General features: G+C 70.6%; 12 protein-coding genes. 2 read left to right on the top strand and 10 right to left on the bottom strand.

The features are described from left to right. Positions 1–146: 146 nt before the first annotated feature. Both hisS and C3488_RS23990 read right to left on the bottom strand, forming a co-directional pair. Complete coding sequence (gene hisS, locus C3488_RS23995; RefSeq protein WP_103842653.1) at positions 147–1409, bottom strand: histidine--tRNA ligase; 1263 nt, start codon at positions 1407–1409, stop codon at positions 147–149. 13 nt (positions 1410–1422) lie between these two features. Further along, positions 1423–2130, bottom strand: coding sequence for an MBL fold metallo-hydrolase (locus C3488_RS23990; RefSeq protein ID WP_103842651.1), 708 nt, complete (start codon positions 2128–2130; stop codon positions 1423–1425). A gap of 167 nt (positions 2131–2297) precedes the next feature. On the opposite strand from C3488_RS23990, the gene C3488_RS23985 reads away from it, so the two are divergent. Together C3488_RS23985 and C3488_RS23980 are read left to right on the top strand one after the other, a co-directional pair. After that, positions 2298–3119: a peptidylprolyl isomerase gene (locus C3488_RS23985; RefSeq protein WP_103842649.1), complete on the top strand. Its 822-nt coding sequence runs from the start codon at positions 2298–2300 to the stop codon at positions 3117–3119. A 135-nt stretch (positions 3120–3254) separates the two neighbouring features. Then, positions 3255–4484, top strand: a complete 1230-nt coding sequence (locus C3488_RS23980; protein ID WP_103842647.1) for a DUF349 domain-containing protein — start codon at positions 3255–3257, stop codon at positions 4482–4484. Between the two features lie 65 nt (positions 4485–4549). Here the strand turns inward: C3488_RS23980 and C3488_RS23975 are convergent, their stop codons facing one another. The 8 genes from C3488_RS23975 to ruvC form a co-directional block, all read right to left on the bottom strand. Next, positions 4550–7066, bottom strand: a complete 2517-nt coding sequence (locus C3488_RS23975) for a bifunctional (p)ppGpp synthetase/guanosine-3',5'-bis(diphosphate) 3'-pyrophosphohydrolase (protein ID WP_103842645.1) — start codon at positions 7064–7066, stop codon at positions 4550–4552. Between the two features lie 205 nt (positions 7067–7271). Beyond that, a complete protein-coding gene (locus tag C3488_RS23970; RefSeq protein ID WP_103842643.1) occupies positions 7272–7820 on the bottom strand; it encodes an adenine phosphoribosyltransferase in 549 nt (182 codons plus the stop codon). Further along, positions 7817–8929: a protein translocase subunit SecF gene (secF, locus tag C3488_RS23965; protein ID WP_103842641.1), complete on the bottom strand. Its 1113-nt coding sequence runs from the start codon at positions 8927–8929 to the stop codon at positions 7817–7819. Before secF ends, C3488_RS23970 begins: the two co-directional genes overlap by 4 nt. 3 nt (positions 8930–8932) lie before the next feature. Beyond that, entirely contained in the window at positions 8933–10720 is a 1788-nt protein-coding gene (gene secD, locus C3488_RS23960; protein ID WP_103842639.1) for a protein translocase subunit SecD, read from the bottom strand. 136 nt (positions 10721–10856) lie between these two features. After that, on the bottom strand, positions 10857–11336 hold the full coding sequence (yajC, locus tag C3488_RS23955; RefSeq protein WP_103842637.1) for a preprotein translocase subunit YajC: 480 nt from the start codon (positions 11334–11336) through the stop codon (positions 10857–10859). 165 nt (positions 11337–11501) lie between these two features. Continuing rightward, on the bottom strand, positions 11502–12572 hold the full coding sequence (gene ruvB / locus C3488_RS23950) for a Holliday junction branch migration DNA helicase RuvB (protein ID WP_103842635.1): 1071 nt from the start codon (positions 12570–12572) through the stop codon (positions 11502–11504). 16 nt (positions 12573–12588) lie between these two features. Then, complete coding sequence (gene ruvA, locus C3488_RS23945) at positions 12589–13194, bottom strand: Holliday junction branch migration protein RuvA (RefSeq protein WP_103842633.1); 606 nt, start codon at positions 13192–13194, stop codon at positions 12589–12591. After that, a complete protein-coding gene (gene ruvC, locus C3488_RS23940; protein WP_103842631.1) occupies positions 13191–13733 on the bottom strand; it encodes a crossover junction endodeoxyribonuclease RuvC in 543 nt (180 codons plus the stop codon). Before ruvC ends, ruvA begins: the two co-directional genes overlap by 4 nt. Positions 13734–13937 lie beyond the last annotated feature (204 nt).

Below are 13937 nucleotides of genomic sequence, written 5' to 3'. Positions count from 1 at the left end.
TTCCCTGCGCCGGTCGCCATGATCAGCCCGTCCGGCGTTCGAGGACGAGGCCGCAAGGCCGAAAGGGGGCTGGGGGCGGTAGCCCCCAGGGACGGGAAGGGTAGGGGGGCGGGGCGAGACCCGCGCGGCCTCCGCCCCCGGCGGGGTCAGCCCAGGCGGGACTCCAGTTCCGCCACGATCTCGTTGACGCCGACCGCCACCTGCTCCCCGGACTCCATGTCCTTCAGCTGCACCACGCCCTCCGCGAGATCACGCTCACCGGCGACGATCGTGAAGCGGGCACCACTGCGGTTGGCGTTCTTCATCGCGCCCTTCAGCCCCTTGCCGCCGTACGCGAAGTCCGCCGCGACACCGAGCTTGCGCAGCTCCGTGACCTTGGCGAACAGCACGCGGCGGGCCTCCTCGCCCAGCGGGACCGCGAACACGCTGGTGCTGGCCGGGAGTTGCAGCTCGATCCCCTCGGCCTCCAGCGCCAGTACCGTACGGTCGACGCCCAGCGCCCAGCCCACCGACGGCAGCGCGGGGCCGCCGATCATCTCGGAAAGGCCGTCGTAGCGGCCGCCGCCGCCCACCGCGGACTGCGAGCCCAGGCCGTCGTGGACGAACTCGAACGTCGTCCGCGTGTAATAGTCCAGGCCGCGCACCAGCTTGGGGTCGTCCTCGAAGGCGACGCCCGCCGCGGTGATCAGCTCGCGTACCTCCTCGTGGTACGCCTTGCAGGCGTCGCAGAGGTAGTCACGCAGCAGCGGCGCGCCGTCCAGCTGCTTCTGGACCGACTCCCGCTTGTCGTCCAGCACGCGCAGCGGGTTGATGTCGATGCGGTGCCGCGTGTCCTCGTCCAGGTCCAGGCCGCGCAGGAAGTCCTGGAGCGCGGAGCGGTACACCGGGCGGCACTCCTTGTCGCCCAGCGAGTTGAGCAGGATGCGGAAGTTCCGCAGGCCCAGGGAGCGGTACGCCTGGTCCGCCAGGATGATCAGTTCGGCGTCGAGGGCCGGGTCCTCGGCGCCGATCGCCTCCGCGCCGACCTGCGAGAAGTGGCGGTAGCGGCCCTTCTGCGGGCGCTCGTAGCGGTAGTACGAGCCCGAGTACCAGAGCTTGACCGGCAGGTTGCCCGCCTTGTGCAGGTTGGCCTCGAGGGCGGCGCGCAGCACGGACGCCGTGCCCTCGGGGCGCAGGGCCAGCTTGTCGCCGCCCTTCGTCTCGAAGGCGTACATCTCCTTCGTCACGATGTCCGTGGACTCGCCCACGCCGCGCGCGAACAGTTCCACGTTCTCGAAGCCCGGCGTCTCGATGTAGCCGTAGCCGGAGTTGCGCAGCGGCGCCGCGATCGCCTCGCGGACGGCCAGGTACTTGGCCGAGTCCGGCGGGATCAGGTCGTACGTGCCCTTGGGGGCCTTGAAGGTGCTCACGGAAGGTCTCTCGTCACATTCCTCGTCGGGGAGCCTCCTGGGCTCCCTGGCCGGCGGCCACCTGCCGCAGATAGGGGTTGGTGGCACGTTCGCGGCCGATGGTCGTCTGGGGGCCGTGGCCGGACAGCACCACGGTCGAGTCGTCGAGCGGCAGGCACACGCGGGCCAGCGAGTCGAGCATCTCGGCCATGTCACCGCCGGGCAGGTCGGTGCGTCCGATGGAGCCGGCGAACAGCAGGTCGCCCGAGAAGAGGATCGGCGGGATGTCCGCCGCCTCGGGCAGGCCGAAGGTCACCGACCCCTTGGTATGGCCGGGCGCGTGCGCGACGGACAGCTCCAGACCGGCCAGCCGCAGGGTCGTGCCGTCGGTCAGCTCCTTGACGTCGTCCGGCTCCCCCACGGTCAGCTCGCCCATCAGAGGCATACCGATGGAACGCCCGAGGGCCTTCTCCGGGTCGCTCATCATGTACCGGTCGTCGGGGTGGATCCACGCCGGCACGTCGTGCGCGCCGCACACCGGGACGACCGAGGCCACGTGATCGATGTGGCCGTGGGTGAGGACGACCGCGACGGGCTTGAGCCGATGCTTCTCGAGCGCGTCCTCGACTCCCCGGGCGGCCTGGTGGCCGGGGTCGATGATCACGCACTCCTCACCCGCGGCGGGGGCGACCAGGTAACAGTTGGTCCCCCAGGCCCCGGCGGGGAACCCGGCAATCAGCACGATCGTCCTTCGTTGTGTCGTACGGGCGTCACTGGCTGTGGGTCAGAGCCTACCGGCGCTGCCGATTCCTCAGCGAACCCATATACGGTACGGGGCACACGCATGCGGTCGGCACACCAGACGCACGCGTACCGGTCGGCGGACGAGACGCATGAGGAGAAAACCCCGTGGTCAGCCAGGAACAGCGGCGGCGACAGCTCGCCCGGGAGAAGTTCTTGCGGCAGCAGCAGCGGCGTACGGAGGCGCGGCGCAAGGCACGGATGCGCAATTCCGTGATCGCGTCGGTCCTCGGCGTGTTGCTTGTGGGCAGCGTGGTGTCGTACACGGCCGGGGTCTTCAAGAACGACGGCAAGAAGGCCAACGCGGGCGCCGAGGTGTCCCCGAGCGCCGCCCCGACCAGCAAGGCGCCGGACCCCTGTGCGAAGCCCGCCCCGGGCAAGGTCAAGTCGCTGAGCTGGAAGAAGGAGCCGGCGATGACCATCGACACGTCGGCGGAGTACACGATGAAGCTGGCGACCACGTGCGGTGACATCGGCGTCGCGATGAAGACGGCCGCGGCCCCGCACACGGTGAACTCGTTCAACTTCCTCGCCGCGCAGGGCTTCTTCGACCACACCAAGTGCCACCGGCTCACCACCAACGGCATCTACGTGCTGCAGTGCGGCGACCCCAAGGGCACCGGCATGGGCGGCCCCGGTTACACGCTCCCGGACGAGAACCTGAAGGACAAGAGCCTGAAGGGGAACGTGTATCCGGCGGGCACCGTCGCCATGGCGAACACCGGGCAGAAGCACACCGGCGGCAGCCAGTTCTTCCTCGTCTACCAGGACAGTCAGTTGCCGCCCAGCTACACCCCGTTCGGCACCATCGACGCCGCCGGCATGAAGGTGCTGAAGAAAATCGCCGCCGCCGGCGAGAGCACCGGCCAGGGCGACGGGGCGCCGAACGCGACCGTCGTGATCAACAAGGCGACGGTGACGAAATCCTGAACGTCAACAGCTGAATTTCGGTCGCGCGGGATGCGGACAGCCGCCCCGCCGGTCGCCTATGTTGGCCGTGACGAAACTGTGGACGATGCCCGGGGGCGCTGAGGCTCCTCGCAGGCATCATGTGGAGGAGGCGCTGTGAGCAGCGACCCGTGGGGCCGCGTCGACGAGACGGGGACCGTGTACGTGCGGACGGCCGATGGCGAGAAGGTCGTCGGTTCCTGGCAGGCCGGCTCCCCCGAGGAGGCGCTGGCCTACTTCGAGCGCAAGTACGAGGGCCTGGTGGTCGAGATCGGCCTCCTCGAGAAGCGAGTGCAGACCACCGACCTGTCGGCGAAGGACGCCATGGCCGCCATCGACCACCTGCGCGAGCAGGTGGACGCCCATCACGCGGTCGGCGACCTGGACGCGCTGCGCGCCCGCCTGGACAAGCTCGTGGAGATCGTCGAGGCGCGCCGTGAGGAGCGCAAGGCACAGCGGGCCCGGCAGTCCGACGAGGCCCGCCACGCCAAGGAGGCGCTGGTCGCGGAGGCGGAGCAGCTGGCGCAGTCCGACCAGTGGCGGGCGGCCGGTGAGCGGCTGCGGTCGCTGGTGGACACCTGGAAGGGGCTGCCGCGGCTCGACCGGAAGTCGGACGACGAGCTGTGGCACCGCTTCTCGCACGCGCGGTCGGCGTTCTCCAAGCGTCGCAAGGCGCACTTCGCGCAGCTGGACGCACAGCGCGAGGAGGCCCGCAAGACCAAGGAGAGGCTGGTCGCCGAGGCCGAGGCGCTGTCGGGTTCGACGGACTGGGGGCCGACGGCAGCGCGCTACCGCGAGCTGATGGCCGAGTGGAAGGCCGCCGGCCGCGCGCAGCGGGAGCACGAGGACGACCTGTGGAACCGGTTCCGCGGTGCGCAGGACGTGTTCTTCGCCGCGCGCAGCTCGGTCTTCGCGGAGCGGGACGCCGAGCAGGCCGAGAACCTCAAGCTGAAGGAGGAGCTGGCCGAGGAGGCGGAGAAGCTGCTGCCGATCACCGACCTGAAGGCCGCCCGGGCCGCCTTCCGCTCGATCAACGAGCGCTGGGAGGCCATCGGGCATGTGCCGCGGGACGCCCGGGCGCGGGTCGAGGGCCGGATGCACGCCGTCGACCGGGCCATCCAGGAGGCCGAGGAGGCCGAGTGGCGGCGTACGAACCCGGAGGCGCGGGCGCGTGCGGAGGGCCTGACCGGTCAGTTGCAGGCGGCCGTGGACAAGCTGCGGACGCAGATCGAGCAGGCCCGGTCGGCGGGCAACACCGCGAAGGCCGAGAAGCTGGAGAAGGAGCTGGAGGGCCGCCAGGCGCTCCTGGACCAGGCCCTGAAGGGGCTCCAGGAGTTCGGCGGCTGACGGCCGACTGAAAAGGGGCTCCCGCACCTCGGTACGGGAGCCCCTTCGTGTGCTGTGGCGTCCGGTTACGGCCGGCGCGCCGAGGTGACGCGGTAGACGTCGTAGACGCCCTCCACGCCCCGTACCGCCTTCAGGACGTGGCCCAGGTGCTTCGGGTCGCCCATCTCGAAGGTGAAGCGGGAGGTGGCGACGCGGTCGCGGGACGTCTGGACGGCCGCGGAGAGGATGTTCACGTGCTGGTCGGACAGGACCCGGGTGACGTCCGAGAGCAGCCGCGAGCGGTCCAGCGCCTCCACCTGGATGGCGACCAGGAAGACGGAGGACTGGGTGGGCGCCCACTCCACGTCGAGGATGCGCTCCGGCTCGCGCGACAGTGACTCCACGTTGACGCAGTCGCTGCGGTGAACCGATACGCCATTACCACGTGTGACGAAGCCGATGATCGGGTCGCCGGGAACGGGCGTACAACAGCGGGCCAGTTTGACCCAGACGTCCTCGACGCCCTTGACGACCACACCCGGATCGCTGCTGGCGCGCCGCTTGCGGCCACGGCCCCGCGACGGCGGAACGGCCTCGTCGATCTCCTCGGTGGCCGCCTCCTCGCCGCCGAGCGCCTGCACCAGCTTCTGCACGACGTTCTGGGCCGCGACATGGCCCTCGCCGATCGCCGCGTACAGGGACGAGATGTCCGGGTAGCGCATCTCGTGAGCGAGGGTGACCAGCGAGTCGCCGGTGAGGATGCGCTGGATCGGCAGGTTCTGCTTGCGCATCGCCCGCGCGATCGACTCCTTGCCCTGCTCGATCGCCTCGTCACGCCGCTCCTTGGAGAACCACGCCCGGATCTTGTTGCGGGCACGCGGCGACTTCACGAAGCCGAGCCAGTCGCGGGAGGGGCCCGCGCCGGGCGCCTTGGAGGTGAAGACCTCCACCAAGTCGCCGTTGTCCAGCGTGGATTCCAGCGGCACGAGCCGTCCGTTGACCCGGGCTCCTATCGTCCGGTGGCCGACCTCCGTGTGGACGGCGTAGGCGAAGTCGACCGGGGTGGCGCCGGCCGGCAGCGCTATCACATCGCCCTTCGGGGTGAAGACGAAGACCTCGTTGCGGGACAGGTCGAAGCGCAGGGACTCCAGGAACTCGCTGGGGTCCTCGGTCTCCTTCTGCCAGTCCAGCAACTGCCGCAGCCACGCCATGTCGTTGATGGCGTCCTTGTCCTTGGCGCTCGAACGCGGCGTGTCCGTACGCACCTTGGAGGCGCCGGCGACGGCCTCCTGCTTGTACTTCCAGTGCGCGGCGATGCCGTACTCGGCGCGGCGGTGCATGTCGAACGTGCGGATCTGCAGTTCGACCGGTTTGCCGTTGGGCCCGATGACCGTCGTGTGCAGCGACTGGTACATGTTGAACTTGGGCATCGCGATGTAGTCCTTGAACCGCCCCGGAACCGGGTTCCAGCGGGCGTGGACCGTGCCCAGTGCCGCGTAGCAGTCGCGGACCGTGTCGACGAGGACGCGGATGCCCACCAGGTCGTAGATCTCCGCGAAGTCACGGCCGCGGACGATCATCTTCTGGTAGACGCTGTAGTAGTGCTTGGGGCGGCCGGTGACGGTCGCCTTGATACGGGCCGCGCGCAGGTCGGCCTGGACCTCGTCGGTGACGATCGCGAGGTATTCGTCGCGCTTGGGGGCACGCTCGGCGACCAGGCGCACGATCTCGTCGTACATCTTGGGGTAGAGGATCGCGAACGCGAGGTCCTCCAGCTCCCACTTGATGGTGTTCATGCCCAGCCGGTGGGCGAGCGGCGCGTAGATCTCCAGGGTCTCGCGCGCCTTCTTCTCCTGCTTCTCGCGCTTGAGGTAGCGCATGGTGCGCATGTTGTGCAGCCGGTCGGCGAGCTTGATGACCAGGACGCGCGGGTCCTTGGCCATGGCGACGACCATCTTGCGCACGGTCTCGGCCTGCGCGGCCTCGCCGAACTTGACCTTGTCCAGCTTGGTGACGCCGTCGACGAGGAGGGCGACGGTGTCGCCGAAGTCACGGCGCAGCTGGTCCAGGCCGTACTCGGTGTCCTCCACCGTGTCGTGCAGCAGACCCGCCATCAAGGTGGCCGGGTCCATGCCGAGCTCGGCGAGGATGGTGGTGACGGCGAGGGGGTGCGTGATGTACGGGTCGCCGCTCTTGCGCTTCTGGCCGCGGTGCCAGCGCTCGGCGACCTGGTAGGCGCGCTCGATCTGGCGCAGCGTCGAGTTCTCGATCTTCGGGTCGTTGCTGCGCACTATCCGCAGCAGCGGCTCCAGGACCGGGTTGTACGGGTTGGCGCGCTGCACGCCGAGCCGGGCCAGGCGGGCGCGCACGCGGTTGGAGGAGCCGGTGCGGGCGGGCGGGGACGGCGTCGCGCGGACGGCCGGAGTGCGCTCGGGAGGAGCCGGCTTGGGGCGCGGCTGCTCGGCCGCCTGGTCCGCGGGCGCCGACTGTGCGTGCTCCACCGACCCGTGCGGGGCGTTCTTCGCGCTGCGCGCGGGGGTGGCCGCGGCCTTCGACGCGGGGTCGGGCTTTGCGGCGGTCAGTGGCTGGGCCTCGTCTGGCAAGAGGGCTCCTCGTGCGCGATCCGGGTCCCCCGGTCAGGCTCCGGAGCACCCATGGTAGCGATCCCGGGCTCCGGGCTCGCCCCCAGGCCGCAGGACGGCCTGCAATGGGAGAAACGCGTGAGGCGGGCCCCGGATTCCTCCGGAGCCCGCCTCCCGGTGTCCTGCGGCCCGACGGGGCCTTGAGCAGGGGTGTACGGCGCGGAACTCAGACCTGGAGCAGTGCCTCCAGCGGGGCACCGCCCAGGGCCGGTTCCAGTCGGGCGCGGCCGCCGAGGAAGCCCAGTTCCATGAGGACCGAGACGCCCGCGACCTCGGCGCCCGCCCGGCGGATGAGCCGCAGCGAGGCCTCCGCGGTGCCGCCGGTGGCGAGGACGTCGTCGACGACCATCACGCGGTCGGACGCCGACAGGTCCTCTGCGTGCACCTCGATCTCCGCGGAGCCGTACTCCAGGTCGTACGCCTGCCGCAGGGTCGCTCCGGGCAGCTTGCCCGCCTTGCGTACGGGGACGAAGCCGACGCCCGCCCGGACGGCGACCGGGGCGCCCAGGATGAATCCGCGCGCCTCCAGGCCGACGATCTTCGTCGCGCCGTGCCGCACGGTCAGCTCCGCCAGCGCGTCGGTGAGCGCGGTGAAGGCCGCCGGGTCCGCGAGCAGCGGGGTGATGTCCTTGAACATCACCCCCGGCTCCGGGTGGTCCGGCACGTCCCGGATGCGGCTGAGCAGCAGTGCCTGTATGTCGGTCGTCTCGGTCATCGGCGCTTTCCGGAGGGTCGGCCGCGACCGCGGTTACGGGACGCGGGCTGGCTGCGCTGGCCGACGACCGCCGGTGCGGCGTCCTGCGGCTCTTCGGCGTCGGAGCCGTCCTCGGCCGTCTCTCCGACGGGCCCCGCCTCGGCGACCTGCGCGCGCTTGGCGAGGACGCGCCGCTTGAGGGCCTTCATCTGCGGCTCGCGCTCCTTGAGGTCGGCGACGAGCGGAGTGGCGATGAAGATCGAGGAGTACGCACCGGCCGCGAGGCCGACGAACAGCGACAGCGAGATGTCGTTGAGCATGCCGGCGCCGAGGAAGCCGCCGCCGATGAACAGCAGGCCCGCCACCGGCAGCAGCGCGACCACGGTGGTGTTGATGGAGCGGACCAGGGTGCTGTTGATCGACCGGTTGGCGACGTCGCTGAACGTCCAGCGGGTCTGCTTGGTGATGTCCTTCGTCTGCTCCTTGAGGCTGTCGAAGACGACGACCGTGTCGTAGAGCGAGTAACCGAGGATCGTCAGCAGACCGATCACGGTGCCGGGCGTGACCTCGAAACCGACGAGGGCGTAGATACCGGTGGTGATCGTGATGTCGTGGATCAGCGCGACGAGGGCCGCGACGGCCATGCGCCACTCGAAGGCGATCGCCAGGTAGATCACGACCAGCACCATGAAGATCGCCAGGCCCTCCCAGGCCTTGTTGGCGATCTGCTCGCCCCAGCTGGGGCCGACCAGGTCGGCGTTGATCTGCTCCGAGGGGACGTTCAGGTCCTTGGCGAGCTCATCCTTGATCTGGTCGGACTTGCCGGTGTCGATTCCGGCGATCTGGATGCGCAGGCCGCCCGTGCCGAGCTTCTGCACGACGGCGGTGTGGCCGGAGGCCTCCTGGCCGTAGGTCTCTGCCTGGGCCACCGAGACGCTCGTCTTCGGCGTGGTGAAGACGGCCCCGCCCTGGAACTCGATGCCCATGTTCAGGCCGCGCACCACCAGGCCGACGATGGCCGTGATGGTGATCAGGATCGAGACGCCGTACCAGATCTTGCGCTTGCCGACGAAGTCGTAACCGACCTCGCCTCGGTGGAGCCGGGCGCCGAGGTTGCCGAGCTTCGACATCTCTCACGCCTCCTTCGGGTCGACGGGGGCGGAGGGACGACGGGTGCGCCGCAGGGGCGGCTTGGCGCCCAGGCGCTTGGGGTCGAGGCCGGACCAGCTGTGGCCGCTCGCGAAGAACTGGCGGCGGGCCAGGATCGTCAGCAGCGGCTTGGTGAACAGGAACACCACCACGACGTCGAGGAGGGTCGTCAGGCCGAGTGTGAACGCGAAGCCCTGGACCTTGCCGACGGTCACGATGAAGAGCACCGCGGCGGCGAGGAAGGACACGAAGTCGGAGACCAGGATGGTGCGCCGGGCGCGCGGCCAGCCGCGTTCGACGGCGGGGCGCAGGGAGCGGCCTTCGCGGATCTCGTCCCGGACGCGTTCGAAGTACACGATGAACGAGTCCGCGGTGATGCCGATCGCGACGATGGCACCGCACACGGCGGGCAGGTTCAGCGCGAAGCCGATGGTCGGACCGAGCAACGCCATGATCACGTAGGTGAGGACCGCGGACACCACCAGGGACGCGACGGCGATGGCCGCGAGACCTCGGTAGTAGACGACCAGGTAGATCACGACCAGGGCCAGGCCGATGGCGCCCGCGATCAGACCGGCGTGCAGCTGCTCACCGCCGAGCGCGGCGGTCACCGTGGTGACGCTCGACTCCTTGAAGGAGAGGGGCAGCGCGCCGTACGACAGCATGTTGGAGAGGCTCTGGGCGTCCTCCTGGGTGAAGCTGCCGGAGATCTCCGCGTTGCCGCCGGTGATGGCGGTCTGGACGTACGGGTGGGAGACGACCTCGTCGTCCAGGACGATCGCGAACTCGTTCTGCGGGGTCGTCTTCTGCGAGAGCTGACCGGTGATGTCGGCGAACTTCTTCGCACCGCTGTTGTTGAAGGTCATCTGGACCTGCCAGCCGGCGGCGCCCTGCGTGTCGTAGACGGCCTGGGCCTTCTTGATCTCCGTGCCGTCGACCGCGACCGGGCCGAGCAGGAACTTGTTCCACACGTTGCCGTCCTTGCCGCAGGCGACGGTGGGATCTTCCTTCTTGGCGCCCTTGCCGGCCGTGGCGCGCTGCTCGGGCTTGGTGCAGTCGAGGGCTGCGTACTGGGCCTGGAGCTTCGCCGTGTCACCGGAGGCGGAGCCGGCGCTGGAGGACGGCAGGGCGCTCGCGGAGGGCTTGGTGGAGGCGGCGGCGGACGCGGAGCTCTTGGCGGACGGCGTGGAGGTCGCCTTCAGCGCGTCGGTGACGGGGCGGCCCTGCGAGGTGGCGGAGGACGACGGGCTCGCGGAGCCGGACGTCGCCTTGCTCTTGCTCGCCGAGCTCGACGGGCTGGGCGAGGCGCTGCCGCCCGCGCTGGAGCTGGGGCTCGGGCTCGGGCTCGCCGAGGCGCCGGTGCCGGAGGCATCGCGCTGGAGGACCGGACGGAAGTACAGCTTGGCGGTGGTACCGACCTGTTCCCGGGCCTCCTTGGAGTTCGTGCCCCGGGGGATGTTGACGATGATGTTGCGGTCGCCCTGGGTCTGGACCTCCGCCTCGGACACGCCCAGACCGTTGACCCGTCGGTTCATGATCTCGACCGCGGTGTCCATGTTGGTCTTGTTGATCGCGTTGGGCTGACCGGGCTCGTTGACCGCCGTCAGCGTGATGCTGGTGCCGCCGGCGAGGTCGATGCCGAGACGCGGAGTGGTGTGCCCGGAGGCGAACATTCCCCCGGTGAGCGCCGCGATGGCGATCAGGATGAGGGCCAGTGAGCGCCCTGGCTTGCTCTGGGCGCTCGCGCTCCGGCCCTTCTTCGGTGCTGCCACCTTCTCGTACTCCCTCTCGAGCCGCCGCGCGCGGGGTCAGCGCACGGGCGGCCATGCCATTGTGTCGGGATTCCACGCGAAAACCGCACAGCCCGGGCCGGGACGCGCCGATGGCGCGCCCTTGCCCGGTGTGCGGTCACTTCGCGTCGGCCTCGCCGTCGGTCTTCTTCGGCTCTGCTTCGTCGGCCTTCGCGTCGGTCGCGGCGTCCGCGTCCTTCTTGCCGAGGTCGACCTTGTCGTCGGAAGGGCCCGAAGAGGCGGCGGGCTCGTCGGTCTCGGTGAGGGAGGACGCGTCGTCCGGCACGACGGCGCCGTCGGCCTTCAGGTCGTGCTCGATGCCGTGGACGATGCGGTTGTACTCGTCGTCGGTCAGGACGGCGCCGATCGCGTTCTTCGCGAAGAGCAGCTCCACGCCCGGGCCTGCGTCAAGGAGGACCGTGTCGTCGTTGACCTCCTTGACCGTCGCGTACATGCCCCCGATCGTGCGGACGCCGCTGCCGGGCTGCATGTCGTTGCGCATTTGCGCGGCCTGCTGCTGCTTGCGCTTGGCCGAGCGGGTCATCAGGAACATGGCCCCGATGAGCACGATGAACGGGAGGAGGGTCACGATATTCACGGGACGGAATTTCCTTCGCACGACCGCTCGATCGGCGGCCTGGTGGATGGGGGTGTGATGGGCGCCGCCCGCGAGGGCGGCATCGGCGGAGTCTAAGCGAGTCCGCACGCAAGGAACAACGCTCAGCATGGCACCCGGGTTCCTGCTGGTGCGAGTCCCGCGCCGTCACGCCCCGAACAGGTCCTGTTGTCCGTTTCCCCCGGTCGCTCCGCGTGGTGCGGTCAGCCCGAGGTGCGCCCATGCGGCCGGTGTCGCCACCCGTCCGCGCGGGGTGCGGGCGAGCAGGCCCTCCCTGACCAGGAACGGTTCGGCGACCTCCTCCACGGTTTCGCGCTCCTCCCCCACGGCGACGGCGAGCGTGGACAGGCCGACGGGGCCGCCGCCGAACAGCTTCAGCAGGGCCTCGAGGACGGCCCGGTCGAGGCGGTCGAGGCCGCGCGCGTCGACCTCGTAGACGGCGAGGGCCGCCGCCGCGATCTCACGGGTGATCACTCCGTCGGCCTTGACCTGGGCGTAGTCCCGAACGCGGCGCAGCAGCCGGTTGGCGATACGGGGGGTGCCACGGGAGCGTCCGGCGATCTCCGCGGCGCCCTGGGGGTCGATCTCCACGTCGAGCAGGCCCGCCGAGCGGTGGATGACGCGCTCCAGCTCGGCGGGCTCGTAGAACTCCATGTGCGCGGTGAAGCCGAAGCGGTCGCGCAGCGGGGGCGGCAGCAGGCCCGCGCGCGTGGTGGCGCCGACCAGCGTGAACGGTGGCAGTTCCAGCGGGATGGCGGTGGCGCCGGGGCCCTTGCCGACGATCACGTCGACGCGGAAGTCCTCCATCGCCATGTACAGCATCTCCTCCGCGGGCCTCGACATGCGGTGGATCTCGTCGAGGAAGAGGACCTCGCCCTCCTGCAGGGAGGAGAGGATCGCGGCCAGGTCGCCGGCGTGCTGGATGGCGGGGCCGCTGGTGATGCGGATGGGGGCGCCCATCTCGGCCGCGATGATCATCGACAGGGTCGTCTTGCCGAGGCCCGGGGCGCCGGACAGGAGTACGTGGTCGGCGGTGGCGCCGCGCGCGCGTGCCGCGCGCAACACCAGGTCGAGCTGCTCCCGGACCTTCTCCTGGCCGATGAACTCCTCCAGGTCCTTGGGGCGCAGGGCGGCCTCGACGGCCTGGTCCTCACGGTCGGCGACTGAGCCCACCAGCCGCTCGGGGGCGGGGGTGTCGGTCGTGTCGTCCCGGTTCACTCACGTACTCCCTGGCTCAGCGGGCTCGGTTCAGGGTCTGCAGGGCCGCCTTGAGGAGGGCCCCCACTTGGGGCGTGCCCCCGGCGGCCTCGGCCTGCGGGGCGACCGCGGCGACCGCCTCCTCGGCCTCCCGGGTCGCGTACCCGAGGCCGACCAGGGCGGCGTGCAGCTGGTCGCGCCAGCCGGAAGCGGCGGGTGCGGCGGCCGCGGGGGCGCCGACCGGCTCGCCCAGGCGGTCCTTCAGCTCCAGGAGCAGCTTCTGGGCGCCCTTCTTGCCGATGCCCGGGACGGCGGTGAGCGCCTTCTCGTCACCGGTCGCCACGGCGCGGCGCAGCGCGTCCGGGGAGTGCACCGCCAGCATGGACTGCGCCAGGCGCGGGCCGACACCGCTCGCGGTCTGCAGCAGTTCGAAGATCTGGCGCTCGTCGTCGTCCGCGAAGCCGTACAGGGTCAGCGAGTCCTCCCGGACCACCAGGGAGGTCGCGAGCTTCGTCTGCTGGCCGAGCCGGAGCCCGGAGAGCGTGTTCGGCGTGCACTGGACGGCGATGCCGATGCCGCCCACCTCCACCACCGCGGAGTCCGGGGCGAGGGCGGCGACCGGGCCGCTGACGAAGGCGATCATGCGGTACGGCCTTTCGTTACGTGCTTCGATGCGTGCAGGGCGACGGCCTGCTGGAGCCGGTTCTGCGCGGGGGCGCGCCAGATGTGGCAGATGGCGAGGGCGAGGGCGTCGGCGGCGTCGGCGGGCTTGGGCGGCGCGTCCAGCCGGAGCAGCCGCGTGACCATCGCGCCGACCTGTGCCTTGTCGGCACGTCCGGTCCCGGTGACGGCCGCCTTGACCTCGCTCGGGGTGTGCAGGGCGACGGGGATGCCGCGGCGGGCCGCGCACAGCATGGCGACGGCGCTGGCCTGGGCTGTGCCCATCACCGTCCGCACATTGTGCTGGCTGAAGACACGCTCGACGGCGACGAACTCGGGGCGGTGCTCGTCCAGCCACTGCTCGATGCCCTGTTCGACGGCGACGAGGCGGTGGCCGAGGTCGGCGTCCACGGGCGTCCGGACGACGCCGACGCCGAGCATGGTGAGCGTGCGCCCGGGCACCCCCTCGACCACCCCGACACCGCACCGCGTCAACCCAGGGTCCACCCCCAGCACGCGCACGCCTGTCCCCTCCCCTTCTTTGCGGCCGAACCGCCGCCGCTCTCGCGGACCTGGCTGAACACCGTCGGGGTTCCCCAATCGATGGGTGCCGTCCGTGGACGGTGATCTCTGTTCGACGCCAGGCTATCCGGCGGCACCGACAACGACCCGCAAAGCGACGGGCCGACGGGAGTGTCCCGTCGGCCCGTGAGCCTCCAGCGGCAG

Origin of the sequence: Streptomyces sp. Ru72 (assembly GCF_002920635.1) — a bacterium.
In the GTDB taxonomy this organism is placed as follows: Bacteria; Actinomycetota; Actinomycetes; order Streptomycetales; family Streptomycetaceae; genus Streptomyces.
Note: the sequence above shows the minus strand (reverse complement) of the source record. Positions and strands in the feature narration are given on the sequence as shown.

Bases quoted from the DNA above. Each gene is read 5' to 3' on its own strand.
- C3488_RS23970 (WP_103842643.1), bottom strand. From the start codon at position 7,820: ATGACCGAGACGACCGACATACAGGCACTGCTGCTCAGCCGCATCCGG.
- secF (WP_103842641.1), bottom strand. From the start codon at position 8,929: ATGTCGAAGCTCGGCAACCTCGGCGCCCGGCTCCACCGAGGCGAGGTC.
- ruvA (WP_103842633.1), bottom strand. From the start codon at position 13,194: ATGATCGCCTTCGTCAGCGGCCCGGTCGCCGCCCTCGCCCCGGACTCC.